The organism is Acidaminococcus sp. (assembly GCF_050873445.1).
Lineage (GTDB): Bacteria > Bacillota > Negativicutes > Acidaminococcales > Acidaminococcaceae > Acidaminococcus.
Genome location: NZ_JBNMIU010000008.1, coordinates 33,624 through 60,623 on the forward strand (window position 1 = coordinate 33,624; position 27,000 = coordinate 60,623).

24 protein-coding genes are annotated in these 27,000 nt (G+C 55.1%); 14 read left to right on the forward strand and 10 right to left on the reverse strand.

Features of this window, described 5'->3' with window-relative positions; all coding sequences use genetic code 11:
• Positions 1 to 144: 144 nt before the first annotated feature.
• A complete protein-coding gene (locus ACR0QW_RS02580) occupies positions 145 to 348 on the forward strand; it encodes a CPCC family cysteine-rich protein (RefSeq protein WP_432642169.1) in 204 nt (67 codons plus the stop codon).
• Positions 349 to 804: 456 nt separating this feature from the next.
• On the opposite strand, the gene ACR0QW_RS02585 is transcribed toward ACR0QW_RS02580, so the two are convergent.
• From ACR0QW_RS02585 to ACR0QW_RS02615, 7 genes are all read right to left on the reverse strand, one after another.
• The gene (locus tag ACR0QW_RS02585; RefSeq protein ID WP_432642170.1) at positions 805 to 2,022 is read right to left on the reverse strand and encodes an FprA family A-type flavoprotein; all 1,218 of its coding nucleotides are present in this window, start codon (positions 2,020 to 2,022) and stop codon (positions 805 to 807) included.
• 16 nt (positions 2,023 to 2,038) lie between these two features.
• Positions 2,039 to 3,946, reverse strand: coding sequence for an acyl-CoA dehydrogenase family protein (locus ACR0QW_RS02590; RefSeq protein WP_432642171.1), 1,908 nt, complete (start codon positions 3,944 to 3,946; stop codon positions 2,039 to 2,041).
• A gap of 181 nt (positions 3,947 to 4,127) precedes the next feature.
• Entirely contained in the window at positions 4,128 to 4,265 is a 138-nt protein-coding gene (locus ACR0QW_RS02595) for a FeoB-associated Cys-rich membrane protein (protein WP_432642172.1), read from the reverse strand.
• Between the two features lie 68 nt (positions 4,266 to 4,333).
• Positions 4,334 to 6,499 carry a ferrous iron transport protein B gene (gene feoB, locus ACR0QW_RS02600; protein ID WP_432642173.1) on the reverse strand — a complete coding sequence of 722 codons (2,166 nt, stop codon included), beginning with the start codon at positions 6,497 to 6,499 and terminating at the stop codon, positions 4,334 to 4,336.
• Positions 6,500 to 6,577: 78 nt separating this feature from the next.
• The gene (locus tag ACR0QW_RS02605) at positions 6,578 to 6,805 is read right to left on the reverse strand and encodes a FeoA family protein (protein WP_432642174.1); all 228 of its coding nucleotides are present in this window, start codon (positions 6,803 to 6,805) and stop codon (positions 6,578 to 6,580) included.
• A 22-nt stretch (positions 6,806 to 6,827) separates the two neighbouring features.
• Positions 6,828 to 7,040, reverse strand: coding sequence for a FeoA family protein (locus tag ACR0QW_RS02610; protein WP_296398690.1), 213 nt, complete (start codon positions 7,038 to 7,040; stop codon positions 6,828 to 6,830).
• A 144-nt stretch (positions 7,041 to 7,184) separates the two neighbouring features.
• The gene (locus tag ACR0QW_RS02615) at positions 7,185 to 8,081 is read right to left on the reverse strand and encodes a DUF368 domain-containing protein (protein WP_432642175.1); all 897 of its coding nucleotides are present in this window, start codon (positions 8,079 to 8,081) and stop codon (positions 7,185 to 7,187) included.
• Positions 8,082 to 8,354: 273 nt separating this feature from the next.
• Between ACR0QW_RS02615 and map the strand changes: the two genes are divergently transcribed.
• Together map and ACR0QW_RS02625 are read left to right on the forward strand one after the other, a co-directional pair.
• Entirely contained in the window at positions 8,355 to 9,143 is a 789-nt protein-coding gene (gene map / locus ACR0QW_RS02620) for a type I methionyl aminopeptidase (RefSeq protein ID WP_432642192.1), read from the forward strand.
• A gap of 96 nt (positions 9,144 to 9,239) precedes the next feature.
• The gene (locus ACR0QW_RS02625) at positions 9,240 to 9,755 is read left to right on the forward strand and encodes a nitroreductase family protein (RefSeq protein WP_432642176.1); all 516 of its coding nucleotides are present in this window, start codon (positions 9,240 to 9,242) and stop codon (positions 9,753 to 9,755) included.
• 53 nt (positions 9,756 to 9,808) lie between these two features.
• On the opposite strand, the gene lgt is transcribed toward ACR0QW_RS02625, so the two are convergent.
• Together lgt and ACR0QW_RS02635 are read right to left on the reverse strand one after the other, a co-directional pair.
• Positions 9,809 to 10,594, reverse strand: coding sequence for a prolipoprotein diacylglyceryl transferase (gene lgt, locus ACR0QW_RS02630; RefSeq protein WP_432642177.1), 786 nt, complete (start codon positions 10,592 to 10,594; stop codon positions 9,809 to 9,811).
• Between the two features lie 148 nt (positions 10,595 to 10,742).
• Positions 10,743 to 11,441, reverse strand: coding sequence for a metallophosphoesterase (locus ACR0QW_RS02635; protein WP_432642178.1), 699 nt, complete (start codon positions 11,439 to 11,441; stop codon positions 10,743 to 10,745).
• Positions 11,442 to 11,596: 155 nt separating this feature from the next.
• On the opposite strand from ACR0QW_RS02635, the gene leuS reads away from it, so the two are divergent.
• The 6 genes from leuS to ACR0QW_RS02665 all read left to right on the forward strand — a co-directional run bounded on the left by leuS (position 11,597) and on the right by ACR0QW_RS02665 (position 20,647).
• Entirely contained in the window at positions 11,597 to 14,086 is a 2,490-nt protein-coding gene (gene leuS / locus ACR0QW_RS02640) for a leucine--tRNA ligase (RefSeq protein ID WP_432642179.1), read from the forward strand.
• Between the two features lie 159 nt (positions 14,087 to 14,245).
• On the forward strand, positions 14,246 to 14,881 hold the full coding sequence (locus ACR0QW_RS02645) for a helix-hairpin-helix domain-containing protein (RefSeq protein ID WP_432642180.1): 636 nt from the start codon (positions 14,246 to 14,248) through the stop codon (positions 14,879 to 14,881).
• A 1-nt stretch (position 14,882) separates the two neighbouring features.
• Positions 14,883 to 17,201, forward strand: coding sequence for a DNA internalization-related competence protein ComEC/Rec2 (locus ACR0QW_RS02650; RefSeq protein ID WP_432642181.1), 2,319 nt, complete (start codon positions 14,883 to 14,885; stop codon positions 17,199 to 17,201).
• 13 nt (positions 17,202 to 17,214) lie between these two features.
• Entirely contained in the window at positions 17,215 to 18,282 is a 1,068-nt protein-coding gene (gene holA, locus ACR0QW_RS02655) for a DNA polymerase III subunit delta (protein WP_432642182.1), read from the forward strand.
• Between the two features lie 36 nt (positions 18,283 to 18,318).
• Positions 18,319 to 19,521: a sodium/glutamate symporter gene (gene gltS / locus ACR0QW_RS02660; protein ID WP_432642183.1), complete on the forward strand. Its 1,203-nt coding sequence runs from the start codon at positions 18,319 to 18,321 to the stop codon at positions 19,519 to 19,521.
• 205 nt (positions 19,522 to 19,726) lie between these two features.
• Positions 19,727 to 20,647, forward strand: coding sequence for a LysR family transcriptional regulator (locus ACR0QW_RS02665; RefSeq protein WP_432642184.1), 921 nt, complete (start codon positions 19,727 to 19,729; stop codon positions 20,645 to 20,647).
• A gap of 40 nt (positions 20,648 to 20,687) precedes the next feature.
• On the opposite strand, the gene ACR0QW_RS02670 is transcribed toward ACR0QW_RS02665, so the two are convergent.
• A complete protein-coding gene (locus tag ACR0QW_RS02670) occupies positions 20,688 to 21,569 on the reverse strand; it encodes a YitT family protein (RefSeq protein WP_432642185.1) in 882 nt (293 codons plus the stop codon).
• A gap of 221 nt (positions 21,570 to 21,790) precedes the next feature.
• On the opposite strand from ACR0QW_RS02670, the gene ispE reads away from it, so the two are divergent.
• The 5 genes from ispE to glmU are packed head-to-tail and all read left to right on the forward strand — an operon-like array spanning position 21,791 to position 26,808.
• Positions 21,791 to 22,648 (forward strand): 4-(cytidine 5'-diphospho)-2-C-methyl-D-erythritol kinase, encoded by an 858-nt coding sequence (ispE, locus tag ACR0QW_RS02675; protein WP_432642186.1) that lies wholly within the window; start codon positions 21,791 to 21,793, stop codon positions 22,646 to 22,648.
• 6 nt (positions 22,649 to 22,654) lie between these two features.
• Positions 22,655 to 23,371, forward strand: coding sequence for a GntR family transcriptional regulator (locus tag ACR0QW_RS02680; protein ID WP_432642187.1), 717 nt, complete (start codon positions 22,655 to 22,657; stop codon positions 23,369 to 23,371).
• Positions 23,371 to 24,183, forward strand: coding sequence for a pur operon repressor (purR, locus tag ACR0QW_RS02685; RefSeq protein ID WP_432642188.1), 813 nt, complete (start codon positions 23,371 to 23,373; stop codon positions 24,181 to 24,183). The genes ACR0QW_RS02680 and purR overlap by 1 nt, the downstream gene beginning before the upstream one ends.
• An 18-nt stretch (positions 24,184 to 24,201) precedes the next feature.
• Entirely contained in the window at positions 24,202 to 25,413 is a 1,212-nt protein-coding gene (gene ilvA / locus ACR0QW_RS02690; RefSeq protein WP_432642189.1) for a threonine ammonia-lyase, read from the forward strand.
• A gap of 21 nt (positions 25,414 to 25,434) precedes the next feature.
• On the forward strand, positions 25,435 to 26,808 hold the full coding sequence (gene glmU, locus ACR0QW_RS02695; protein ID WP_432642190.1) for a bifunctional UDP-N-acetylglucosamine diphosphorylase/glucosamine-1-phosphate N-acetyltransferase GlmU: 1,374 nt from the start codon (positions 25,435 to 25,437) through the stop codon (positions 26,806 to 26,808).
• Positions 26,809 to 27,000: the final 192 nt, after the last annotated feature.

Here is a 27,000-nt window from a genome sequence, read left to right on the forward strand (position 1 = left end):
ATAACGGGGCTGCCTCAATGGCAGCCTCGTTTTTAGTGAAGAGGAAAGTTTGTATTTCGGGCTAAAGGTTGGCAAATGCCTGGCGGCATTTGCCAGCGTTAGGGTTCGGAGAAGGAAACTTTAAAGTACGAGGAGACTTGGAACATGGTGAAAAAGAGTAAGTACCACAATTGTCTTTGTTGTGGGGAGGGTGTTGTAGAAGGAAACCAACTCTATGATATTTGTGGTGTTTGTGGATGGGAAGACGATCCTGTACAGGCGGAAAATCCTGATTTCCCTGGTGGTGCCAATAAAATGTCTCTGAATGAAGCCCGTAAGGCTTGGAAGCAAGGAAAGGAAGTCATTTAAAGTGGATTTGCAATCTAAATGCAACAACAGCATAAAATAGAAATGACACATATGAAATTCCACAATGAAGATTGCCGGACCATCAGGCACCGGGGGAATTTCGTGGAAATCGAAGATCGAGACGAGGCTGTCAGCGAGGGGTATGTTCCCTGCCAGGTTTGTCATCTATGAGGCAAGGGATTGGCTCACCGGGCGACACGGCTGCGCCGGTCTTGGTAAGCCACTACGAATGGATGCGTACCATTGGCTGGTTGTCGAACAATCGATGCCAGATCGAACTATTAACAACTGAAACAGCCCTGCCGGGCGACTTGGGCTCGGACGCCCCTTTACGGGTCGTCCCTACGAATGGGATACGAACCTTTGGCGTTATGCCGATCTTCTAACCACTAATCACTAATCATCACTACCCACTAAAAAATAAGGCCGCCATCGAGGCAGCCTTATTTTTCATCTTCATTTCTTTTTTTCTTTCATGGAGCTGATGAGTGCATCCACCAGGTCGTCCATGCTCCGTTCCTGGCCTCCGGTCATCCGGGAGTTGATGGTCACGCCGTCCTGGAGCACGGTCATGGCCTTCATGTTACTTTCCAGGAAGTCGGTCATCAGGCCGCCCACCGTGCAGGCCCAGGAGCCATTTTCGATGATGCCCACGATCCGCTTCTGCAGGTTCAGGGCTTTCATGTCTTCCAGGAAGCTCAGCATTTTGGGATAGATGCCCAGATTGTAAGTTACGGAAGCCAGCACCAGGTGGCTGTACTTGAAAGCATCGGAAATCAGATAGGAAATATCTGTTTTGGACACATCGTACATATGGATACGGGTCATGCCCTTTTCCGCCAGCTTGGCCGCCAGTACGGAAGCAGTGCTTTCCGTGTTGCCGTACATGGAAGCATAGACCAGCAGCACGCCTTTTTCTTCCGGTTCATAGGTGGCCCAGTGCACGTATTTGTCCAGCAGGTAGGGGATGTTGTTCCGCCATACCGGACCATGCAGCGGGCAGATCATCTTAATGTCCAGCTGGCTGGCCTTGCCCAAAAGGTCCATGACGAAGGGGCCGTATTTGCCCACGATATTGGTGTAGTACCGGCGGGCATCATCCAGCCAGTCCCGGTCAAAATCCACTTCGTCGTTGAAAATCCGGCCGCCCAGGGCTCCGAAGGAACCGAAGGCATCGGCAGAGAACAGGGTTCCGGTGGTCAAATCGAAGGAAACCATGGCTTCCGGCCAGTGAACCATGGGAGCAGCCACAAAGGCGATGGTGTGTTTTCCGAATTTCCGGGTGTCGCCTTCCCTGACTACCACCTTTTTTTCGTCTTCCATCCGGTACCCGAACTGGTCCATCAGGGTAAAGGCCTGCTCATTGCTGATGACCACAGTTTCCGGGTGGCGCAGCAGCACTTCTTCAATGGAGGCGGCATGATCCGGTTCCACGTGGTTGATCACCAGGTAATCCAGTTTGCGGCCCTTCAGTACGCCTTCCACATTTTCCAGGAACTGCCTGCACACGGACCAGTCGGCCGTATCGAACAGAACGGTTTTTTCGTCCAGCAGAAGGTATGAGTTATAGGATACGCCCCGGGGAATGGGGTGGATGTTTTCGAACAGTGCCAAACGGCGGTCATCGGCACCGACCCAGTACAAGTCTTTGGTTAATTGTCTAACGCATTCCATAGTTACGCTCCTTTTCTCACTTTACGGCTACGAATTCGGACTTGGCAGAGTTGCACAGCGGGCAGACCCAGTCTTCTGGAAGATCCTGGAACCTGGTGCCCGGTTTAACATCCGCATCAGGATCTCCCAGCTCCGGGTTGTATTCATACCCACAGCCCTTGCAGACGTAACGGCCTTCCGGCATATCCTTCAGGATCAGCGGCTTCTTCATCTTTACCATGGGAGGAGCCGGCTTCTTGGGCTGGCCGTTGTTGAGGGCTTTGGCCAGGAGCGGCAGGATCACCTTTACGTCGCCTACGATACCGTAGTCACAGTTCTTGAAAATGGGAGCGCCGGCGTTGCTGTTGATGGCTACGATCGTGGTAGCATTTTTGATGCCTTTCAGGTGCTGCACGGCTCCGGAGATGCCGCAGGCAATGTACAGGTTGCCATTGAACTTCTGGCCGCTCATGCCCACATACCGGTCGATGGGTACGTACTGCAGCGTCTCAGCCACAGGACGGGAGGAGCCTACAGCGGCACCGGCCTGTCTGGCCAGTTCTTCAATCAGCTTCATGTTGGCTTTTTCACCGATGCCCTTGCCGGCGCTGACCACCCGTTCCGCATCGGAAATCGGGGTGTCGACGGGGATGCCTACGGTAAAGTCATAGCCGTCGTCTTTCAGAGCCTGGACCAATGCCGCCACTTGTTCTTCCGGCGTGCCATCCTTGAAAATCTGTTTCTTGCGGGAGCCGGTGACAGCTGCATTTTGCCTGGGAGCACCGCCATGTTTGGCTACGGACATCTTGTCGGTGATGTGAGAAGCGATGACTACCCGCTGGATTTCGTTGGTGCCTTCGTAAATCGTGGTGATCTTGGCGTCACGATAGAATCGTTCCACATCCATGCCTTTCAGGTAACCGGTACCGCCGAATATCTGCAGGGCATCGTTGGTGATGGAGACGGCGGCGTCAGATGCGTACATCTTGGCCATGGCGCTTTCCATGCCGTACTCCTGATGGTTCTGCTTCAGTTCTGCGGCGCTGTAGACCAGGAACCGGGCTGCCCGCAGTTTGGTGGCCATGTCAGCCAGCTTGAAAGATATGCCCTGGTTCTGGCAGATGGGGGCGTTGAACTGGATCCGTTCCTTGGAGTAGTTCAGGGCGGCTTCGTAGGCGCCCTGGGCAATACCCAGTGCCTGGGCAGCAATTCCGATGCGGCCGCCGTCCAGGGTTGCCATGGCGATCTTGAAACCCTGGCCCCGTTTGCCCAGGAGGTTCTCTTTGGGAACCTTTACGTTGTTGAAGAGCAGTTCAGCCGTAGCGGAGGAGCGGATGCCCAGTTTGTCGTAATGGTCGCCGAAGGTGAAGCCCGGCATGCCCTTTTCTACAATAAAGGCGCTGATGCCCCGGGTACCCTTGCCCGGTTCCGTTACGGCAAACACCACGTAAGTATCTGCCTTGCCGGCGTTGGTGATGAAAATCTTATTGCCGTTCAGGATCCAGCTGGTGCCGTCGAAGACAGCAGTGGTTTCTGTTTCACCGGCATCGGACCCGGCGTTGGGTTCGGTCAGTCCGAAGGCACCGATCTTTTTGCCGGAAGCCAGGGGCACCAGATATTTCCGTTTCTGTTCTTCGGTACCGAATGCGAAAATGGGGTAGGAACCCAGGGAAACGTGGGCGGATAGAATCACCCCTGCACCGCCGTCTACACGAGCCAGTTCTTCTACGGCGATGGCATAGTCGATATAGTCCAGACCGGCACCGCCATATTCTTTGGGGAAGGGGATACCCATCAGGCCCATTTCGCCCATTTCTTTTACCTGTTCATCGGGGAATTTGTTTTCCTTGTCCAGCATGAACGCAACGGGTTTGATTTTGGATTCTGCAAAACCGCGGACTGTAGCGCGGAATTCTTCATGATCCTGTGTGGTGGTGAATAACATGGTACTACCTCCTCTTATCATAAAAGTGGAAAATCATTTACGTGATGACAAGACTAAAAACAAGAATTAAATTATTTTAATAATTATTATATCTTACAATCAAATAGTACTCTTTTCTGATACGTTTGTCAATGGAAAAATCAGATGAAAGCTGACAAAAAATAAGACGCCTTTCGGCGCCTCATTTTTTATGACACAACCCGCAGCTGCCGCAATTGCCGCCGCAGGAACTCTTTCCGTTTTTATGGTCCCGGTACATGGAGCGGATCACGGCCGCTACAATGATGAGCAGGACCATTCCTACGATGAACGTGCCCATAAAAACATCTCCTTTTCAAGTAAGCCAAAGGGAGGTACCCTCTGGATACCTCCCTTTCGTATATATCATCAGTCAATCACATCTGCCGTATCTTCGATCTTGATTTCTCCGTTGTATTTGGGAGCCGGACGCAGCAGCAGGTAAACCATGACAGCCAGTACCACACAGGCAGCAGCCGTACCCAGGGTGAAAGCACCGGTAGAGATGAAGCTGCCGAACTGGTAGAACATCAGGGCCATGCAGTAAGCAAAACCGCACTGGTACCCGATGGCAATCAGGGTCCATTTGCCGCTGTTCATTTCTCTCCGGATGGCACCCATAGCGGCTACGCAGGGAGCACACAGCAGGTTGAATACCAGGAAGGAATAAGCACTCAGCACGGAGAAGTCCTGAGCAAAGGTACCCCAGAATTCTTCGCCGTCTTCAGCGGCATCAGCCAGTCCATACAGGATGCCGAAGGTACCTACCAGGTTTTCCTTGGCAATCAGGCCGGTGAAAGCAGCCACAGCGGCTTTCCAGTCGCCCCAGCCCAGCGGGGAGAAGAGCCAGGCGATTTTGTTGCCCAGGAAGGCCAGGATGGATTCGTTCAGGGCATCTTCATCCAGCATGGCGAAGGCGCCGTCCTCCCAGCCAAAGCTGGACAGGAACCACACCAGGATGGTGGACAGCAGGATTACGGTACCGGCCTTCTTGATGAAGGAGGAGCTCCGTTCCCAGACGCTGCGGCCGATGTTGCCCAGGGTGGGCATATGGTAGGGGGGCAGTTCCATGACGAAAGGCGCAGGATCCCCCGCGAACAGTTTGGTCTTTTTCAGGATGATGCCGGAAATGATGATGGAGAAGATCCCTACGAAGTAGGCGGAAGGAGCAACCCACCATTCTCCATCGAAGTAAGCACCGGCAATCAGAGCGATGATCGGCATCTTGGCGGAGCAGGGGATCATGGTGGTGGTCATGATGGTCATACGGCGGTCGGACTGGTTCTCGATGGTACGGGAAGCCATGATACCGGGCACGCCGCAACCGGAACCAATCAGCATGGGGATGAAGGATTTGCCGGACAGACCGAATTTCCGGAACGCACGGTCCAGGATGAAAGCGATACGGGCCATGTAGCCGCAGGCTTCCAGGAAGGCCAGGAAAATGAACAGGACGACCATTTGCGGTACAAAACCCAGGACGGCGCCCACACCGGAAATGATACCATCGACTACCAGGCCGTGCAGCCAGTCGGCTACACCCAGGCTGTCCATGAAGTCGTCAGCAGCCGGGATCAGGATATCCCCGAACAGGGTATCATTCACCCAGTCCGTAGCATCGCCGCCGATGGTGGTCACGGAAATGTAATAAACCAGGAACATGATGGCAGCGAAAATGGGGAGGGCCAGCCACCGGTTGGTCACGATTTTATCGATCTTATCGGAAGTGGTCAGTTTGCCTTTGCTCTTCTTGATGTTGCATTCACCGATGATGGAGCTGATGTATTTGTACCGTTCGTTGGTGATGATGGATTCAGAATCATCGTCCAGTTCCTGCTCCACGGCTTCGATGTCGCCGTCGATGTGGTCAAGGACGGACTGGGGCAGCTTCAGGGCTTCCTGTACTTTGTCATCCCGTTCGAACAGCTTGATCACATACCACCGTTCCTGATGGGCGGGCAGCATGCCCTGGGTGGCTTCTTCGATGTGGGCAAGGGCATGTTCCACCGGACCGTCGAAGGAGTGTTTGCTGACCATGACCTGCTGGTGCTTGGCTACTTTGGCAGCCAGGTCAGCAGCTTCCTTGATGCCTTCGCCGGTACGGGCGGAGATTTCAATCACCGGGCAGCCCATCCGCTGGCTCAGTTTGTCGATGTTGATGATATCGCCGCTTTCCCGGACCATATCCATCATGTTCACGGCCATGACCATGGGGATACCCAGTTCAGCCAGCTGGGTGGACAGGTACAGGTTCCGTTCCAGGTTGGTGCCGTCCACGATGTTCAGGATGGCATCCGGCCGTTCTTTGACCAGATACGTACGGGATACTACTTCTTCCAGGGTGTACGGGGAAAGAGAGTAGATGCCGGGCAGGTCCTGGATGATCACATCCGGATGACCGGTCAGTTTCCCTTCCTTTTTTTCTACGGTAACACCGGGCCAGTTGCCGACGAACTGGTTGGAACCAGTCAGGGCATTGAACAGGGTGGTTTTACCGGTGTTGGGGTTGCCGGCAAGGGCAATCTTGAATTCCATGTAAAAATACCTTCTTTCTTTCCCAAATCTTACTTTAACAAAAATAAGTTAGAAATAACTAACAAAATGATAAAAATGTTACAGCTCTTTCACTTCTACCATTTCTGCGTCTGCTTTCCGCAGGGAAAGTTCATAACCGCGAACCGTCATTTCGACAGGATCTCCCAGAGGAGCCACTTTACGGATATGGATGGGAGTACCCTTGGTGATCCCCATGTCCATGATCCGGCGCTTGATGGCACCTGTGCCGTGCAGTTTCACGACTTCGTAATCTTTGCCCGTCTGGGCGTCTTTCAATGTAGCCATTGAATTTTCCCCTCCTATTATTTTATTGAACCATGATTTTTGCAGCCATTTCCATACTGATGGCTACCCGGGATTCCCGGATGTTCAGGATGAGCCCGCTGGGCGTATGCTGTACGATGGAAATCACCGCACCCTGGGTGATGCCCAGGTTTTCCAGGTGGGTCCGTACCTTTGGAGAACCGCCTACCCGCTGGACTGTCAGAGACACGCCTTCATCCGCAAACGTTAAGGGCATGATGCTACCTCTTTTCTCACTGAATTCATGGAAAGCAACTTCCATACAGAGTATGTTAGCACATACTAACAATCGAGTCAATGGGGTGTGACAAAAAAAGGAACTGCCGGGCGGCAGTTCCTTTTGAGATTTTCTTATTCTTTCTTATCCTTCCGGATGCAGTTTCTTTTCTGTAAAGGCCTTCAGCCCGTTCAGGGCAGCCAGGAAAACGCCGCCCATCAGGAACCAGAACACGTGGAACGTATCCCAGGAAAGTGCAGGCTGAGGGACCTTCAGTGTGGTGGGACCCTGGGCGATGGCGTACAGGGAACCCACCATCAGTCCCAGGATGAAGTACACCATGGCAGCCCGGTGATTGTCCAGCGCATTCTTCACCAGTTTGATGATGCCTATGATGCCGGCCAGGATACCGCAGCCGAAGATACACAGCACCGGGAAGTAGGACAGGTTCATGTGCAGGGATTCCTTGATGGCGGTGATGACAGGTACGTACAATCCGAAGATCAGCAGCATGGTGGAACCACTGATGCCCGGCAGCACCATGGCACAGATGGCAATCATGGCGCAGACAAAGATGTACAGGGCCAGGAGAGGGGAAAGAGAGCCGATTTCCACGTTGGTGCCCTGACCGCCGGTGGGGTTCACAGCCGCAATGACCAGCACCAGGATAATGCCCAGGATCATGAAAAGGATCCGGCTGGTCCGCTGCAGACATTCCTTTTCTTCCTTAATAATAAGGGGAAGAGAAAAAATGGAAAAGCCCAGGAACAGGGAGCTGAGTTCGTAGATGTGGGAGGCAAACAGGCTGGCAATGACCAGGACTGAGGAACCCATGCCGATGAGCCAGCCCATCCCCAGTTTGCCCAGGAACCGGATGGCTTCTTTTTTCAGTTCCAGAGTGCCGTGGGTCAGCACATACAGGGAACCGATGAATTCATCGTAGAAGCCCAGCACAAATGCAATGGTACCGCCGGAAACGCCGGGGACACTGTCGGCCAGGGCCATGCAGAAGCCCCGCACCATATTCAGGAACAGATCCATATCTTTCTACCTTCCTTTGCAAATCCTCTTGTCAGAAGAGGTCTTTTCCTATAGTATAGGAAAGGGTCATAAACAATTTGAAAACAAAAGTAAAATACTTCCGCAAAAAATTGTGTTATAATGATACATCGGACTGCTGATTTCCAGGAGTCCGCAGCAAAACCATATTATATCGTATTTTGACGCAATTTTGAATAGAAAAGGGGAAATCCGCTGGATTTCCCGGTGCTAGGAGGATGCAGATTGGATAGAAGCGAACTGAAACTGAAACTGATGGAGTATGCGGCCAAAGGATACCAGGTGCCCCGCATGGACATGATCAAGACTCCGGAACAGATTGCAGGCATCCGGGTAGCTGGTAAGGTGAACTCGGAAGTGCTGGATGCAGTGGAAAAGAACATCAAAGTGGGAATGACCACTGACGATATCAATACCATCGTCTATGATACGACTATGAAACTGAAGGCCATTCCGGCCTGTCTGAACTACGAAGGCTTCCCCAAATCGGTGTGTACGTCTGTCAACGATGTCATCTGCCATGGCATTCCGGATCCCCATCAGGTGCTGAAGAGCGGGGATATCGTCAACGTGGATGCCACCACGATCTACAACGGCTATGTGGGGGATGCTTCCCGGATGTTCATGCTGGGCCGGGTGCCGGCCAGCCGGAAAAACCTGGTGGGCATCACGAAAGAATGCCTGAAACGGGGCATGGAGAATGCCGTGGGCTGGAAGAACACCCTGGGGGATGTAGGGGCGGCCATCCAGCAGTTCGCCCAGAAACACGGTTACAGTGTGGTACGGGATTTCGGCGGCCACGGCGTGGGCCTGGAAATGCATGAAGACCCCTTTGTGGCCCATTTCGGCAAACGGAAGACGGGTATGCTGCTGGTACCGGGCATGGTGATCACCATCGAGCCCATGATCAACGAAGGGACAGCGGACCTGTGGATCGATGAAATGAACGGCTGGACCGTACATACTGCCGACGGCAGGGACAGTGCCCAGTGGGAACATACTCTGCTGATCACCGAAGGAGAACCGGAAGTGTTGAGCTGGTAAGCCCAGATTGCTGCAGGAAATCCGAAGGGGCGCACCAGGACTTGCGTAGCGATGCCGTCCGATGCGCCCGCTGACAAACAGGAAAGGATGCTTGACATGACATTTATGGAATTGGCCAGGGCCAGATATTCGGTCCGGAAATTCAGTGACAGACCCATTGAAAAAGGAAAAATGGATGCCATCCTGGAAGCGGGACGCATCGCTCCTACCGGGCATAACTACCAGCCCTACCGGGTGTACGTGCTCCAGAGCCCAGAAGCCCTGGAAAAAATCCGCAGCCTGACCCGCTGCGCCTTCAACGCACCAGTGGTGCTGATGGTGACCGTGCGTAAGGATGAGGAGTGGGTGAATCCCTTTGAACACAGCATCCGGGCCGGTGAACAGGATGCCAGCATCGTGGCCACCCATATGATGCTGGAAGCCTGGGAACAGGGCATCGGCTCCTGCTGGGTGAACTATTTCCCGGTGACGAAAGTGGCCGATACCTTCGGTCTGGAACTGAACGAAGTACCTCTGCTGCTGATGCCCATGGGCTATACTGCGGAAGGGGTGCATGCCGCCCATCTCCATAATGAACGGAGAAGCAACGACGAACTGGTGAAAGTACTGTAAAAAAACGGGGTGTGAAAAATATTTTTTCACACCCCGTCACTAGTCACCAGCCACTAGTTACTGGCTTTTCTGCGTTTGCGGAAGCCTGCCCAGATAAACAGCAGCAGGGCGATCACAAAGGAGAACAGAGCTGTCACCTGGGCACTTTTCAAACCCAGGAACATGGGCTGTACGTAATCGCCCCGCAAAAACTCCAGAAAGAACCGCAGCCCGCTGTAGAGCATCACATACAAGCAGCAGGGCTGCCCTTTTTTTGGCTTTGTGGTCTGGAACAGCAGCAGGAGCGCAAACAGGACCACATCGATCTGTCCTTCCCACACTTCTGCCGGCCACAGAGGCTGGGTCCCGTAGGTGCTGCGGGCCAGGGTACCGGCCGGGTACAGGATTCCGAAATCACCGCCGGTGGGAGATCCGAAAGCGTCTCCATTCAGCAGATTGGCCATGCGGCCGATGCTTTGGCCGATGAAAAGAGACGGACAGATGACGTCCAGCATTTCAATCCAGTCCACCTTATGGCGCCAGCAGTAAAAAGCCCCGGCAGCGACGCCGCCCAGGATGCCTCCCTGGATGGCCATGCCTCCCTGCCAGACGAAAGGGATTTCCAGCAGATGGCTGCTGTAGTAGCCCCAGTCGAAGAAAAATACATCCCACAGCCGGGCACCCACCAGGCCGGCGAATCCGCCGTAGATGCCGATGTCGGGCAGCAGTTTTTCCCAGCCCCGGCCGTCCCGCCAGGCCAGGAAATAGGCCACGGATGTGGCCATAAAGATAGCCAGGCACAGCATGAGCCCATACATGCGGATGGGAAAGCCTCCAATGAAAAACAGATATTGATGCACAGTTGAAGCGTCCTTTCATACACTAACCACCAGTCACCAGCCACTAACCACTAGCCGCTAACCACTAGCCGCTAACCACTAACCACTAACCACTAACCACTAACCACTAACCACTAACCACTAACCACTAACCACTAACCACTAACCACTACCATATCCGTACCAGCCGGAAATCCACGTAATCGGCGGCCACCAGACGATACCGGGTGCCGTCCCGTACTCCCTGGAACAGGTTCAGGAAATGCGCCGCATCTCCGTGTACGTGGCCGTAGATGCACTGTTCCACACCGTATTCTTTGCACAGTTCCGTAAAACCGGTGACTTCATCCGGATGGTAGAGCGGGGGATAGTGGAGGGCTGCGATGAGATGCTTCGCTCCGGCCGCCCGGGCCCCTTCCAGGCTGCGTCCCAGCCGCTGGCATTCCCGGTCATAGATCAGCTGGTCGTGTTCGCTGAACCCCTGCATGCTGGGGAGGTTCCAGCCCCGGGTGCCGCACAGGGCCACATCCCCGGTCTGGTAAAATGTGTTGTGGAGAAAATGGATTCGGGGCAGGGCCTCTTCCATTTTTTTCAGGGAAGTCCACCAGTAGTCATGGTTCCCTTTTAAAATTACCAGTTCGCCCGGCAGGTCCTGCAGGACTTCCAGGTCTCTTTCCGCGGCATCGGGCAGTTCCATGGACCAGGAGGTGTCGCCCACCAGCAGCACCGTATCGCCGTCCTTTACCGTCTGTTTCCAATACTCCAGCACTTTTTCCCGATGGTTCAGCCATTGTTCTCCGAATACTTCCATGGGTTTCGTGGGAGGTTCTCCGGAAAAATGCAAGTCTCCCATGGCATAGATTGCCATAGTTCCCACTCCTTCCTGCGTTGACTTTATAAGTTGTGAAATATATAATGAATCTATTACACATGATAAAAACCACTGTAATACACATATGTTACTGAATCCCGGCAACTTATGCAAGGTGTTTCAGACAGGTTTTCTCAATAGGAGGTATGTTCATGTTCGAGGAAAAGTATGAACCGCATGAGATCGAAGCCCGGTGGCAAAAGTACTGGGCAGACCACAAAACCTACAAGGTGGAGAACGATGACCCCCGGCCCAAATCCTATGTGCTGGAAATGTTCCCCTATCCTTCCGGCAACCTGCACATGGGGCATGTGCGGAACTATTCCATCGGGGACGTAGTGGCCCGCTTCCGCACCATGCGGGGCTTCAATGTACTGCACCCTATCGGATTCGACTCCTTCGGGATGCCGGCTGAAAATGCGGCCATCAAGCACCACATCCCCCCTGCCAAATGGACCATGGAAAACATTGCCAACATGACCCGGCAGCTGCGGGAACTGGGGCTTTCCTACGACTGGGACCGTCAGGTGACCACCTGCAAGGAAGAATACTATAAATGGACCCAGTGGTTCTTTGAACTGATGTACAAACGGGGCCTGGCTGTGAAGAAGGAAGCTTCCGTGAACTGGTGTGACACCTGCGGCACCGTACTGGCCAACGAACAGGTGGAAGACGGCAAATGCTGGCGCTGCCACCAGCCGGTAGAGAAGAAACAGCTGAGCCAGTGGTTTTTCAAGATCACCGATTACGCTGAACAGCTGCTGGATGACCTGGACAAGCTGAAGGGCTGGCCTGACCGGGTCAAGACCATGCAGCGCAACTGGATCGGCCGCAGCGAAGGTCTGGAATTCGGCTTTGATGTGCCCAGCCTGCACAAGAAGCTGATGGTCTATACCACCCGGCCGGATACCATCTACGGCGTTACCTTTGTGGTCATCCCGCCGGAACATCCCATGGTGGAAGAACTGCTGAAAGACAACCCGAAGAAAGCCGAACTGGAAGCTTTCTGCAACCAGGTGAAGAATACCTCTGATATCGAACGTACCTCCAGTGAATCGGAAAAAGTGGGCATGTATACCGGCGTGGACTGCATCCATCCGCTGACCGGCGAAAAAGTCCAGATCTGGATCACCAACTATGTACTGGTGGATTACGGGACCGGCGCTGTCATGGGCGTGCCCACCGGCGACCATCGTGACTGGATGTTTGCCACCAAATATGGCATCAAGAAGATCCTGACCCTGCAGCCCAAAGACCATGAACTGAAACTGGAAGAAATGACTGACGCCTATGAAGATAAGGAAGGCGTACTGGTCAATGCCGGTCCGTTCACCGGCATGGAAATGCACAAGGCCATGAAAGCCATTATCGACTACATGGAAGAAAAGGGCCTGGGCAAGCGCCGGGTGAATTACCGTCTGCGTGACTGGCTGATCAGCCGGCAGCGGTACTGGGGCTGCCCGATTCCAGTGGTGTACTGTCCTCACTGCGGCGAAGTGCTGGTACCGGAAAAAGACCTTCCGGTGAAACTGCCTACGGACGTGAAGTTCGATGCAGGCGCCAGCTCCCCGCTGGCTACCAGCGAGAGCTTCGTGAACTGCACCTGCCCGAAATGCGGCGGTCCGGCCAAGCGTGAACTGGATACCATGGATACCTTCCTGTGCTCCTCCTGGTACTATATGCGCTATACCGATCCCCACAACGACAAGGCACCATTCAGCGAAGAAGCTGTGAACCACTGGATGCCGGTGGATCAGTACATCGGCGGTATCGAACACGCCATCCTGCATCTGCTGTATTCCCGGTTCTTCATGAAAGTGCTGCATGACGCCGGCCTGGTAAAAGCCGACGAACCCTTCACCAACCTGCTGACCCAGGGAATGGTGATCAAGGACGGGGCCAAGATGAGCAAATCCCTGGGCAACGTGGTCTCTCCGGAAGAAATCGTAGGCAAATTCGGGGCTGATACGGCCCGCCTGTTCATCATGTTCGCCGCTCCTGTGGAACGGGAACTGGAATGGAGCGACAAGGGCGTGGAAGGGTCTTTCCGGTTCCTGAACCGGGTATGGCGCCTGGTATACCACTTCAGGGATATCCTGGCCCAGAAAGTGACCAGCTATGATACGAAGAACCTGAACGAACAGGACAAGGAACTGCGCCACATCCTTCATGTAAGCGTGAAGAAAGTGACCGAGGACATCGACAACCGGTTCAACTTCAACACAGCCATTTCCACGCTGATGGAGCTGGTGAATGCTCTGTATGCGTACAAGGAGAAGGCGGAGACCGTGAATGCCGGCCTGATTTACGAAGCCATTTCCAAACTGCTGCTGATGCTGGCTCCGTTTACCCCGCACATCACGGAAGAACTGTGGCATGATGCCATGGGCAGCGAAACCAGCATCCACAAGGAAGCCTGGCCGACCTACGATCCGGAAGCCATCAAGGTGGACGAAGTGGAAGTGCTGATCCAGGTGAACGGCAGGGGCAAGGACCGGATCATGGCGGCACCGGACATCAGCCGGGATGAACTGGGCAAACTGGCTCTGGAACAGCCGGAAGTGAAGGCTGCCATCGGAGACAAGAAAGTGCTGAAAGTCATCGCTGTGCCGGGACGGCTGGTGAATATCGTAGCGAAATAAAAAAATAGAATGGAAGGGGGGTGCAGACGCATCCTCCTTTTTCCATTCTTGACGTTTCTTTGCACTTAATGACCTTCTTTTTGCAGGGTGGGAGGAATCCGCTCTTTCGTGTCGAATGGGGTGGATAGACTGCTTCTGCAAAAAGGAGGTTATTTTTGTATGGATCCATGGGAGAAGAAAAAATGGCTGGTGGTGCTGGGCATTGTGCTCTGCTGCGTAGCGGGCGGCCTGTGGCAGAGCCGGAACCGGACGCCGGAGACGGGTACCGGTCAGGCGGAGGCGCAGATGGCGGAGCCCCGACAGGAAAAGAAGGCACTGGCTACCGTCTACATCAGCGGGGCAGTGCAGAATCCGGGACTGTATCAGGTGGAGCCGGGCATCCGGTACCAGGAGGCCCTGAAGGCAGCTGGAGGGGTCACGGAGGAGGCGGATCTGGCCCGGGTGAACCTGGCGAAGAAATGCAGGGACGGCAGCCAGGTGAATGTACCCTTCCTGAAAAAGAGCAGCCGCCGGAGCAGGGGAAAGGAGAATCCACCGGGTGAGGACGGGAAAGAGAAAAGTGCCGCCACTGCATCCGGGGAGGCTTCTGCGGCTTCTGACACAGTCGGCAGAGTGAATCTGAACACAGCGGATGAAGCCCAGCTGACTGCCCTGCCGGGCATCGGCCCTTCCCTGGCCCGCCGGATCATCCTCTACAGGCAGCAGAAGCCCTTCCGGCGTGTGGAAGACCTGCAGCAGGTATCCGGCATCGGCTCGGCCAAGTTCCGGAACCTGGCAGGACGGGTGGAGGTGTAGCATGGCCCTGGTCCTGGAAGCCGGTCTGGCTTTTGCCCTGGGCATTGCAGCGGGACTGGGGAAACCGCTGTCCTGGTGGGTGTGGAGCATATCGTCAGGTATCAGCAGCTGTCTGCTGTTCTGGCTCCATCGGAAACAGAAGGGACGGGACAGCTGGAAACTGGGCTGCTGTCTGCTGATCTTCTGCCTGGGCGGCCTGCGGGCCGCACTGTCTTCCACTGCCCAGCAGCGGATGGCTCCTCTGGTGGATCAGAACACGGTCATTACGGGCAGGATCGTGCCCGGTTCTGCCCGCACCGGGCGGTCCGGCTCCTGTTTCTTCCTTTTGGAGGAACCACGGGGCAGGGTACGGGTACTTGTCCGCAAATCCGGGAAATTCCAGCCCCGGCTGGGTACTGTGGAGGTGCGGGGGATATTCCGGGCTCCGGACGGGTTCTATAACCCGGGCCAGCTGGATCCGGAGATACGGGCAGCCATTGCCGGGGAAGGTGGCAGCCTGGAAACAGAGGGGCGGATGTGCCGTCTGGTGGACCGGCTGCCCCTCTGGCCGGACCGGATCTTTGCCTTTGGGGAAAAACTGCGCAGCCAGCTGCACCAGACGCTGAGCCCGGAAGACAGTGCCCTGCTGGAAGGCATGCTGCTGGGCGGCAGCAGCGGCATCGCTCCGGATCGGCTGCGGCTGTTCCAGCGCTGCGGTCTCAGCCATCTGCTCTCTGTTTCCGGCAGCCATGTGGCACTGCTCCTGAGTCTGTTTGCCGGAGGCGCTGTTTTCCTGCGGTTGCCTCGAAGGATGGGGGCCTTGCTGGTGACTGTCCTGCTGCTGGCCTATGGGCTGTTGTGCGGGATGAGGGCGTCCGTGTGCCGGGCACTGCTCCTGGGTCTGGGAGCCCTGTGGGGCCGGGTGCACCGGAAACGGGCCAGCAGCACGGCTTTCCTGGGCCTGGGACTGCTGCTCCTTCTCGCCTGGCAGCCCTGGTGGGTGTGGGACCCGGGGTTCCAGCTTTCCTTTGCAGCATCCGGAGGTCTTTTGCTGCTGCGTCGTCCCATGGAAAGAAAGCTGGCAGCCTGGCTGCCTCTTCCCCTGGCCCGGGGCTTTTCCGTGCCCCTGGCAGCCCAGGCACTGGGCCTGCCGTTTCTGGTGCACCATTTCCATATGCTGTCCCTGGTGTCCCTGCTGGCCAACGTGCTGCTGATCCCCCTGCTGTCCCTTTGCCTGACCTTCGGCGCCATCGGAGCTTTCCTGGGTACTCTGGGGCTCTTCATCCCCGCCCGGCTGTGCCTGGTGGGAGCGGGGCAGCTGCTGGGCTTTTCTCTGTGGGGCGGAGAATGGCTCTGCCGCCTGCCCGGTACCCACTGGATTACAGGGCAGGTGCCTTTCTGGGTGTGGCCTCTGTATCTCCTGCTGCTCCTGGCGCTGCTGGAACAGGGCTGGTTCCAGCCGGAACGGCCCCGTCTGCGGCGGGCGGGAATCCTGGCTTCGGGGCTGGCTCTCCTTATGGTGCTGGGTGCCCGGCATTTCCGTCCCCAGCCTTTTACCGCTTATTTCCTGGATGTGGGACAAGGGGACTGTGCCGTGGTGGTGACGCCCCGGCGGCAGGTGTTCGTGTTCGATACGGGCGGTCTCAGCGGGCATTTTGACACGGGCGAACGGATCCTGGTGCCTTTCCTGCGCTATCTGGGGATGGACCGGGTGGATGCGGTCTTCGTCAGCCATGGACACCATGACCATGCGGGCGGACTGGCCGGACTGCTGCGCTGGCTGCCGGTGGAAACCATTTATCTGCCCAACGAAAACCCCAGTGAGGATATAGGAAAAGCGATGCAATTGATACAATTTAAAAATATCAGTAAAATTGTATACAAAATGCAAACAAACCAGAAAATAAGAAAAAAAGAGAGTATAATACAAATTGTAGAAGCACCGAAATGGGAAGAGAAAGGAGGCAAAGGGAACGAGAACTCTGCCATCGTACGTGTGAGCTGTGATGGCCACAGTCTTCTGTTTACCGGAGATGCTCCGGCGGACGTGGAGGAACTGGCGGCAGCAAAGTCCATCCGGAGCGATGTGCTCAAAGTATCCCATCATGGTTCCAGGACTTCCTCTGCGGAAGTCTTCCTGGAGGCTGTGCGGCCACAGGTGGCCGTGGCATCAGCCGGCAGGCGGAACCATTTCGGCCATCCCCACAGGGAGACAATCGAAAAACTGGAAGCCCGCAGGATTCCCCTGATCCGGACGGATCAGGAGGGAGCCGTGAAGATCGTTTTTGACGGAGCTGTTCCCATATGGTATAGTTATCGTTGGCAGCGAGATTCTTTCTAGGAGTGGATCTATTGTGAACGATAGAGCAGATGTGTTTCTGGAAAATCTGCGGAAAAATCCAGCTTGTCCTCATGTTGTCATTGCCTGGGGGGAGGAAGAGTACTATAAGAAGGCCATTCAGAAGGCCTTTCGCCGGAAAGCCTTTGCTTCCGGGGAGGAACCCACAGAATGGAACTTCAGGGGAGATTTTGAACTGAACGCTTTGGCGGAAGCCATCAACAGTATGCCTTTCTTTGGAGGAGGGAACTGGATCGTCATCGAAGACCCCAGAATCCTGACCGATAAGGAAAAAAACGGCGGAAAAAAAACGGGTGCAAAAGGGAAAAAGAAGAAACAGGCTCCCATCGAGCAGTTCATGACGCTGCTGACGGATATGCCGGAGTATTCTTTTCTGATCTGTCTTTGCAGTAAATTGGACAAAAGGCAAACATTTTATAAAACCATGAGCAAGAAAGTTCAGGTGGTAGAATGCAGTCCCTTGCGTCCCTACCAGCTGCAGCCCTGGCTGCGGCAGCAGGCGGATCAGTATGGTGCCCGCTTCACACCGGAGGCCATGAGCCTGATCATGGAGTATGTATCGGCGACAGATATGGCGCCGCTGCTGTTCTTGCAGCAGGAGATCGGCAAGATCGCCCTGTATGCGGGAAAGAGGAAACTGTGGCAGGCACAGGATGTGGCACAGATGTTTTCGCAATTGCCGGAGATTTCCGGATTTGCCTTGGGGAATGCAGTAGAAGAGAGAAAATTGGGAAAAGTTCTCCTTCTGCTGGCTGAAGAGAAAAAGAACAGTGGCAGTGACGGCTTTTACAGCCTGACCATGCGGCTGGTCTCCTCACTGCGGCGAATGCTCCAGGTAAAGGAACTGATGGAAAAAGGTGCTCGACAGGAGACCATAGCGTCTACGCTGAAAATGCATCCTTATGCGGTTAAAATGGCCATGCAGCACAGCAATCATTTTTCACGTGAATCCTTACAGACATGCATGGTGGAAATGGCCCGGATGACAGCAGACTCCCGAAAGAACGGACGCACCTGGTCCCGCCTGGAAGAAATTTTGGTAAAACTGGTCGCTGAAAGGTAAAAAATTCAATATGGTATTTGAAGGAGGATTAAGGGAATGTTTGCATTAAATTCTTACCAAACCTTGGCTGTTGGTATCTTGCTGTACTACCTGGGTAAATGGCTCAAAACGAGAATCAAATTTTTCCAGACCTACTGTATTCCTAACCCGGTTATCGGCGGCGTGCTGTTCGCACTGATCAACCTGGCTCTGTTCGAAGCAGGCACCGGCGCCATCAAACTGGATACGGTACAGCAAAGCTTCTTCATGAATATGTTCTTCACCAGCGTTGGCTTCAGTGCCAGCTATGCTCTGCTGAAAAAGGGCGGCCGTGACGTGGTCATCCTGACTATTCTCTGTGCCGTGCTGATCAGCTGTCAGGATATCATCGGCGTAGGGCTGGCTTCCGTACTGGGCCTGCAGCCGCTGCTGGGCCTGTGCGCAGGGTCCATTCCTCTGGTGGGCGGCCATGGTACTTCCGGTGCCTTCGGTCCCATGCTGGAACAGCTGGGTGTGAGCCGTGCCAACACCGTGGCCATTGCCATGGCTACGTTCGGCCTGATCTGCGGCTCTTTGATGGGCGGCCCTGTGGCGCACCGTCTGCTGGAAAAATTCCATCTGCACAGCACCAAGGAAGACCAGGAAGGGGCTAACGAAAAAGCCCAGAGCATGGAAGAAAATGCTTCCCTGGCTATGACTCCTGAAAACTTCATGCTGGCTACCGGCGAAGTCCTGGTTGCCATGGGTCTCGGCACCATCGTCAGCAAGTTCTTCACCAGCGTCGGTCTGACGTTCCCTGGTTACATCGGCTCCATGATCATCGCTGCCATCATCCGGAACATCTCTGACCACGCCAACGGCGGTCTGCCTGTTCCCATGCAGGAAATCGGCACCGTTGGGGATGTTGGCCTGAACATCTTCCTGAGCCTGGCTATGATGAGCCTGCGGATCTGGGAACTGTTCGACATCGCCGGCCCTCTGGCCATCATCGCTGTTTGCCAGACTATCTTCATGGCTCTGTTCACCACTTTCGTGGTATTCAATGTCATGGGCAAGGACTACGATGCAGCTGTTGAAGTTTCCGCAGTGTGCGGCTTTGGTATGGGCGCAACCCCGAACGCCATGGCTAACATGAGCGCCATCACTGCCAACTACGGCCCGGCACCCCGTGCTTTCTTCGCCGTACCTCTGGTAGGGGCTATGTTCATCGACTTCGCCAACTCCGGTATCCTGATGATCTTCATCAACCTGTTCAAATAACCGGAACACAGTTTTTCACAAAAGGGCTGTGGAGAAATGGATTTTCATTTCTCCACAGTCTCTTTTTCTGTTTCTGGCTCTGTTCCATCGATGTTGGGATGCTTCCTGGCTTTATTGTAGCAAAAGAGAAATACTGTTGTAAAACTGTTTATTTGAGTATATAATACAGGGAAAAGACGATATATCGGAGAAGGAGAGAGACCGGATGAATTTCAACCATATCCGTTACTTTTTGATGACAGCCCAGGAAGCCAGCTTTTCCCGGGCGGCCCAGCGGCTGCACATTACCCAGCAGACTTTGAGCGGGCAGATTGCGGCCCTGGAAAAAGAATTGGGATGCAGGCTGTTCCTGCGTCATGTACCTCTGGAACTGACCTATGGGGGCAAGGTGTTCATGGAATACGCCCGCCAGTTCCAGGAACGGTACCGCAGCATGGAACAGGCCTTTCAGGATATCCAGCACCAGGAAAAAGGCTGCCTGCGGCTGGGAATCGCCTATACCAGGGGCCATATCCTGCTGCCGCCTCTGCTGCAGCGATTCCAGCAGCTGTATCCGCTCATGGAAGTGGAAGTGGCAGAAGAAAGCAATGCGGAACTTCTGCTCCAGCTCCAGGAGGGGGAAACGGATCTGATGATCGGATACTTTCCCGAACCTGTGAGCGGTATCCAGACCCGGATGCTGCAGATGGAGGAAATCCAGCTGGTAGTGGCTGACGAATTGCTGGAACGGGTCTATGGAAAAGAGAAAGAGACGGTGATCCGGCAGCTGCGGGAAAGCCGGGATCCCCGGGTGCTGCGGGACTGTCCTTTTCTGCGGACCGATGTGGCCGATCTGGCCGGCTACCTGGTGATGAAGCTGCTGAACCGTCTGCAGTTCGTGCCCCGGCAGAAGGTCAAGGCCCACAACCTGGAACTGCTGCTGGAATTGTGCGTAGCGGGAGCCGGCGTATGTTTTTCACCTGATTATCTGGTAGAAGGGTTCCTGCGTCCGGAACAGCGGGCAAAGCTGCTGCAGGTGCCTATGGGAGAAGATCTGCGTTATCCCATCTGTTTCGGCTGGCGTACCGGCAACTACCAGTGGAGCATGCTGGAAAAGTTCATGGAATGCGCTAAAAAGAAAGTGTAAAGGAATAATAGAACCTGCTTGACATGGAAAAAGCGCCGCTTCACTGCGACGCTTTTTTGAATTTCTGCTCTTCTTCGATATCCAGGTTGGGCTGGGTGAAACCTCTTCCGAACACGTTGTTGGCATCCTGGATGGTGACAAAAGCCATGGGGTCCACTTCTTTGATGATCTTTTCCAGGTGGGCCAGCTGGGTCAGCTTGACCACCACCAGAAGAATTTCCAGGGGCTGCCGGGTGTATCCGCCTTCCCCGTGGAGGATGGTGATGCCCCGGTTGACCTCGTCCATGACCCGCCGGCCGATTTCTTCGGCATGGATGGAGACGATGATGACCTGCTTCTTGTAGTCGAAGCCCACCATGAATACATTGGTGGCCTGGAAGGTGATGAAGAACAGAACCATACTGTACAGCACCGGGGTGAGCCCCAGGAATACCACAGCGGCCAGCATGACGCAGGTGTCGAACAGGAAGTTGGTCGTGCTTACGGAGATGTTGTAGTATTTTTTGGTCAGGAATCCAATGATGTCAACGCCGCCGGTGGAGGATTCGGACCGGTACACCAGGGCACTGCCCAGGCCGCCCAGTACCCCACCGGCAATGCAGCACAGCAGCTGGTCGGAGATATCCACGTAGTCCTGCACAAAGGCGGTGCCGTCCAGGGCGGCGGAGAACAATACTGTGCCGATGACACTGTCGATGAAGAACTGCCGGCTCATGTATTTCCAGGCCACGTAGAACAGCGGGATATTGAACAGGAAACTGGTGATGCCGGGGGGCCAGCCGGTCAGGTAGTACAGGATGATGGAGACCCCGGAAATACCACCGGACAGGAATCGGTGCTGGACAAAGAATGCGTTGATGGCCAGAGCCATCAGCAGGCATCCCAGGGCCGTCATGATATAACGGATGGCAAGCTTTTTCATAGGCATGACCTCCTCTTTCAGCATTCCTTTTATTGTAACATCTTTCCACTGCTGCTGACAGAAATTTATGATACTAGAACGTTCGACAAAAATGATTCAAAAAATGTTCATAAAGTTTCTCCCAACTTATTGCGGAGCGGGCGTTTTCACGATACAATAATATGGATACAGAATACATTTCGTTTAGAGGGGAACATTCCATCAACAGGAGGCGGAAAGACATGGAACGGACGGCCTATGGCAAGATCAACCTGGGGCTCAGGGTATTGGGCAGGAGACCGGATGGTTATCATGAAGTGGATATGATCCTGCAATCCATTTCTCTGGCGGATACCATCGCTTTTGTTCCAGCCGATACTTTCAGCCTGGAAACGGACTGTCCGGATCTGCCCTGTGATGACAGCAACCTGATGGTGAAGGCGGCCAGGGCTTTTGCTCAGGCTGCCGGCTGTTCTGCCGCTTACCACCTGTCCTGCACCAAACGGATCTTCCTGGCCGCAGGGCTGGCCGGGGGCAGTACGGATGCGGCGGCTGTGCTGCGGGGTCTGAACGACCTCTCAGGCAGGCCTCTGGACCGGGCCGGACTGGAACGTCTGGGCGCCACCATTGGCAGCGATGTGCCCTTCTGCATTTACGGGGGCACCCAGCGGGGACGTGGCCGCGGCGAGCAGATGACAGTACTGCCGGCGGCACCTCTTTTGTGGCTGGTGCTGGTGAAACCCCGTGATCTGGGGGTTTCCACAGCCTGGGTCTATGGACAGATCGACAAGGCCACGGACCGGGAGCCGGTAGACATGGACGGGCTGGAAAAAGCCCTGCGCCAGGGTGATCGGAAACAGCTGCTGGCACTGATGGCCAATGACCTGGAATGGGTGACCCTGAGGGCCCATCCGGAACTCCAGGCACTGAAAGAGACCATTGCGGCCCAGGGCGCCGAAAAGGTGCTTATGAGCGGCAGCGGCCCCACGTTGTTTGGAATTTTTGCAGGCCGGAAAGAAGCCCAGCAGGCGGCTGACCGGCTTCGGGAAATAGAGAGAGATGCACAAATCAAAATCGCACATACGGTGCAGGAGGAGTAGAGCAACATGGTGCAGCATTTAAAACAGATTCCGTTGGACAGTTACAGACCTTTGCGGGATGTGGTGGTGGATAACATCCGCCAGGCCATTATTGGCGGGCAGTTCCCGGCCGGTATGCGGTTGATGGAACTGCAGCTGGCAGAAGAGATGGGGGTCAGCCGGACTCCGGTACGGGAAGCCATCCGTAAGATGGAACTGGAGGGCCTGGTGGTGATGATCCCTCGTCGGGGTGCCTACGTAGCCGACATTTCCATCAAGGACATCAACGAAGTGTACGAAATCCGTACGGCTCTGGATGTACTGGCTGCCGGACTGGCTGCTGAACGGATCGATGATGATGAAATCAAGCAGATGAAGGAACTGCTGGATGCGGACAAGCCTCTGGTGGCTGCCAAGGATTATCCCAAGATCATTGAAAACGATACGGCATTCCATGATGTGATCTACAAGGCGAGCCGGAACAAGCGGTGCATGAATATCATCAGCAACCTGCGGGAACAGATCACGGCGATCCGGGGCCGTTCCATGCCGTATCCCGGCCGTCTGACGGATATGATCAGGGAACATGAGAATATTTACGAAGCCATTTCCCAGCGGAGCGTGGACAAGGCCCAGAAGGCCGTACGCACCCATATGGAGAATGCGGAACGGACACTGCTGAAGGTCATTGAAGCCAACGAGAAGGCTTCAGAAGAGAAACAGAAGAAAGAGGGTAAAGCGTAATGGCAAGAATCAAGCGCCTGGAACGAATCGTAGCGCTCACCAAAGAACTGAATGATCACCCGTTCCAGTTGTTCCCCTTCTCTTATTTTTGTGAGAAGTTCACGGTCGCCAAATCCACCCTCAGTGAAGATGTCCAGACTGTGCGCAACGGGTTGGCCGCCTATGATCTGGGAATCATCGAGACCGTGGCCGGGGCCAGCGGCGGGGTGCGGTTCATTCCCTACCATTCTCCGGAGGCGGACAATGAATTCCTGTGGTCCCTGGCCAAGAAACTGAATGACCCCTCCCGGCTGCTGCCAGGCGGGATGATCTATATGAACGATATCCTGTTCACGCCGGGCATCTCTACCCGGCTGGGCGAAATCATCATGCAGCGGACCCTGGAATTGAAGCCCGATTTCATCATGACCGTGGAAGCCAAGGGGATTTCTCTGGCACTCAGTACGGCCCGGGCTTTCAACATCCCCATGGTCATGGCCCGGAAGGAAGCAAGGATTACCGAAGGACCGGCCGTTTCCATCAGTTATGTGAGCGGCTCCAGCAAAAAGATCCAGACCATGAGCCTGCCCCGGAAAGCCCTGCCGCCCAGGGCACGGGTCCTGGTGGTGGATGACTTCATGCGGGCCGGCGGTACGGCCAAGGGCATGCAGGAACTGGCTGAGGAAGTGGGTGCCCAGGTGGTGGGTACCTACCTGTTCATCGCCAGCAGGGAACCGGAACAGAAAGTGGTAAAGGACTACGCGGCACTGATGACCTTGAAAGGGGTGGACGACGCCACCAGGGCCATCGATATTGTGCCCGAATTACTGTAAACAAGGAGAATTGAACTCATGACAGAAAGGATCCCTCTGGAGACCATTCGGGCCGCCCAGGAACGCCTGGAAAAGCTGGTCCACAAGACCCCTCTGGAAAGCAACCATACCTTCAGCCAGATCAGCGGCCGGGAGGTATATCTGAAACTGGAGAACCTGCAGCGGACAGGTTCCTTTAAGGTACGGGGTGCGTCCAACTGCATCATGACCCTGAGCGAGGAACAGAAAGCCAAGGGAATCATTGCCGCTTCGGCCGGCAACCACGCCCAGGGTGTGGCCCTGGGCAGCCGTATGGCTCATTGCAAATCCACCGTGGTCATGCCCGAAGGGGCACCCCTGGCCAAGGCGGAAGCCACCAAAGGCTACGGGGCGGAAGTGGTGCTGTATGGCAAGACTTTTGACGAATCCCTGAAAAAAGCCCAGGAAATCCAGAAAGAAACGGGCGCCTACTTTGTCCATCCCTACGATGATCCGGCGGTCATCGCCGGCCAGGGGACCATCGGCCTGGAAATCCTGGAACAGAATCCCTACATCGAGAGTATCGTGGTGCCCGTAGGGGGCGGCGGTCTGCTGGCAGGTATCGCTGCTGCGGTGAAGCAGGTGAATCCCAAGGTGAAAGTGTATGGCGTGCAGACGGAGCAGGCTCCGGCCATGTACCTGTGCAAAAAAGAAGGTAAGTGGGTGAGCCACGGCGTGGGCAAGACCATTGCCGACGGAATCGCCGTAGGGCTGCCCGGCAAACTGACCTGGGAGCTGATCAATCAGTACGTGGATGATATGGTGCTGGTGAACGAAGAAGACATCTGCGCTGCCATGCTGCTCATGCTGGAGCGGGGCAAGATGGTGGTGGAAGGCGCCGGGGCAGCTCCCCTGGCAGCTCTCCTGCACGGCATCGTCCCCGGCAGCGACCGGGCGGCGGCTGTGATCAGCGGCGGGAACATCGATGTGAACACCATCAGCCAGATCATCGAACGGGGGCTGGTACGTACTGGTCGCCGGGTACGGATGGTCACCTGGATGGTGGACCGTCCGGGCGAACTGCTGAAATTCGTCAGCCATCTGGAACAGATGAAAATCAACATCCTGTATATCAACCACGACCGGGCCGACCGGTCGGTACCCCTGGGCGTTACCCGGGTAGAACTGGATGTGGAAACCCGGAATGCCCAGCACGCCAAGGAAGTGGCGGATACGCTGCGCAAGGCCGGTTATAAGATTGAACTGAGATAATTTGTAGGAGGCATCAGAACCATGTCGGAATTGGCTGCCATTATTTTGGCTGCAGGGAAGGGGACCCGGATGAAATCCAAACTCCCCAAAGTGTTGCATAAACTGAGCGGGAAACCCATGCTGGAGCATGTACTGGACGCGGCAGATGAAGCCGGGGCGGACGATAAAATCGTGATCGTGGGCTTTGGCTCTGAAAAGGTCACGGAATTTCTGGGTACCCGGGCCCGGGTGGCCATGCAGGACGAACAGCTGGGCACCGGCCATGCAGTGCTGCAGGCCCAGGACCTGCTGGGTGACACCCAGGGTACGGCACTGATTTTGTGCGGGGATACGCCGCTTCTGGAAGGGGCTGAACTGAAAAAGTTCTATGAAACCCACCTGAAGAGCGGTGCCGGTGTCAGCGTACTGACAGCGGAAGCGCCGGATCCCTTCGGCTATGGGCGGATCCTGCGGGATGATGCCGGCCAGGTGACGGGCATCGTGGAGGAAAAAGATGCCACGCCGGAACAGCGGAAGATCCGGGAAATCAATACCGGTATCTATTGTGTGGAACTGCCGCTTCTGTTCGACCTGCTGGCAGATCTGAAAAACGACAATGCCCAGGGCGAATACTATCTGACGGATATCCTGGCGGGATGCCTGGAGAAGGGCCGTACCGTGGCCGGTATCAAGACCGGGGACTTCGACATGGTCATGGGCATCAACAGCCGGCGGCAGCTGGCCGTGGCCCAGAAGGTCATGAACGCTCGGATCGTGGGGAAACTCATGGATGAAGGCGTCACCGTCATGGACCCGGACAGCACCTTTGTAGAAAAAGGCGTGAAAGTGGGCCGGGATACGGTGCTCTATCCCTTTACCTGGCTGGAAGGGGATACCGTCATCGGGGAAGACTGCGAAGTGGGGCCCCAGGTGCGGTTTACCAATGTAAAAGTGGGCAGTGATACCCATATCCAGTTCGCCTATGCCCATGACTGCCAGGTGGGCAGCGGCGTCCACATGGGACCCTATGATCATCTGCGGCCCAATACGGTGATCGGTGACAGGGTGAAGATGGGCAACTTCGTGGAAGTGAAAAATTCCAGTGTGGGCGTGGGTACCAAGCTGCCCCACCTGCAGTACATCGGGGACAGCGACATTGGCAGCGGCGTGAACATGGGCTGCGGCACCATCACTGTGAACTACGATGGCAAAGTGAAGCATCGCACCACCATCGAGGACGATGCCTTCGTGGGCTGCAACAGCAACCTGGTGGCTCCTGTGACCATCGGGAAGGGAAGCTATATCGCCGCCGGTTCCACCATCACCAAGGATGTGCCGGAAAACGCCCTGGGCGTGGGGCGCAGCCGTCAGGTGAACATCGCCGGATGGGCCGAGAAGTATCGGAACAGAAAATAAAAAGGTATACCATAAAAAAGGCAATGGATCCCGGATTTTCCGGAATCCATTGCCTTTTTTGTCGGGTTTGAAAACCCCACGCTATGCGTGGGGTTCTGGAAAGCTTTTAGCTATACCAAAAAATCCTCCTTTGGTAAAATGAAGATGGCTACCAACCACTTCATTTTGAAAGGAGGATATCCTGAATGGATA

Excerpts from the sequence above, each read along its gene's own strand:
- ACR0QW_RS02605 (WP_432642174.1), bottom strand. The coding sequence starts at position 6,805 with ATGGCTACATTGAAAGACGCCCAGACGGGCAAAGATTACGAAGTCGTG.
- ACR0QW_RS02595 (WP_432642172.1), bottom strand. The coding sequence starts at position 4,265 with ATGGGCACGTTCATCGTAGGAATGGTCCTGCTCATCATTGTAGCGGCC.
- ACR0QW_RS02650 (WP_432642181.1), top strand. The coding sequence starts at position 14,883 with ATGGCCCTGGTCCTGGAAGCCGGTCTGGCTTTTGCCCTGGGCATTGCA.
- ACR0QW_RS02585 (WP_432642170.1), bottom strand. The coding sequence starts at position 2,022 with ATGGAATGCGTTAGACAATTAACCAAAGACTTGTACTGGGTCGGTGCC.
- ispE (WP_432642186.1), top strand. The coding sequence starts at position 21,791 with ATGGAACGGACGGCCTATGGCAAGATCAACCTGGGGCTCAGGGTATTG.
- leuS (WP_432642179.1), top strand. The coding sequence starts at position 11,597 with ATGTTCGAGGAAAAGTATGAACCGCATGAGATCGAAGCCCGGTGGCAA.
- ilvA (WP_432642189.1), top strand. The coding sequence starts at position 24,202 with ATGACAGAAAGGATCCCTCTGGAGACCATTCGGGCCGCCCAGGAACGC.
- ACR0QW_RS02610 (WP_296398690.1), bottom strand. The coding sequence starts at position 7,040 with ATGCCCTTAACGTTTGCGGATGAAGGCGTGTCTCTGACAGTCCAGCGG.
- ACR0QW_RS02645 (WP_432642180.1), top strand. The coding sequence starts at position 14,246 with ATGGATCCATGGGAGAAGAAAAAATGGCTGGTGGTGCTGGGCATTGTG.
- ACR0QW_RS02580 (WP_432642169.1), top strand. The coding sequence starts at position 145 with ATGGTGAAAAAGAGTAAGTACCACAATTGTCTTTGTTGTGGGGAGGGT.
- feoB (WP_432642173.1), bottom strand. The coding sequence starts at position 6,499 with ATGGAATTCAAGATTGCCCTTGCCGGCAACCCCAACACCGGTAAAACC.
- glmU (WP_432642190.1), top strand. The coding sequence starts at position 25,435 with ATGTCGGAATTGGCTGCCATTATTTTGGCTGCAGGGAAGGGGACCCGG.
- map (WP_432642192.1), top strand. The coding sequence starts at position 8,355 with ATGGAGTATGCGGCCAAAGGATACCAGGTGCCCCGCATGGACATGATC.
- gltS (WP_432642183.1), top strand. The coding sequence starts at position 18,319 with ATGTTTGCATTAAATTCTTACCAAACCTTGGCTGTTGGTATCTTGCTG.
- ACR0QW_RS02625 (WP_432642176.1), top strand. The coding sequence starts at position 9,240 with ATGACATTTATGGAATTGGCCAGGGCCAGATATTCGGTCCGGAAATTC.
- ACR0QW_RS02590 (WP_432642171.1), bottom strand. The coding sequence starts at position 3,946 with ATGTTATTCACCACCACACAGGATCATGAAGAATTCCGCGCTACAGTC.
- ACR0QW_RS02635 (WP_432642178.1), bottom strand. The coding sequence starts at position 11,441 with ATGGCAATCTATGCCATGGGAGACTTGCATTTTTCCGGAGAACCTCCC.
- ACR0QW_RS02665 (WP_432642184.1), top strand. The coding sequence starts at position 19,727 with ATGAATTTCAACCATATCCGTTACTTTTTGATGACAGCCCAGGAAGCC.
- ACR0QW_RS02670 (WP_432642185.1), bottom strand. The coding sequence starts at position 21,569 with ATGAAAAAGCTTGCCATCCGTTATATCATGACGGCCCTGGGATGCCTG.
- ACR0QW_RS02680 (WP_432642187.1), top strand. The coding sequence starts at position 22,655 with ATGGTGCAGCATTTAAAACAGATTCCGTTGGACAGTTACAGACCTTTG.
- ACR0QW_RS02615 (WP_432642175.1), bottom strand. The coding sequence starts at position 8,081 with ATGGATCTGTTCCTGAATATGGTGCGGGGCTTCTGCATGGCCCTGGCC.
- purR (WP_432642188.1), top strand. The coding sequence starts at position 23,371 with ATGGCAAGAATCAAGCGCCTGGAACGAATCGTAGCGCTCACCAAAGAA.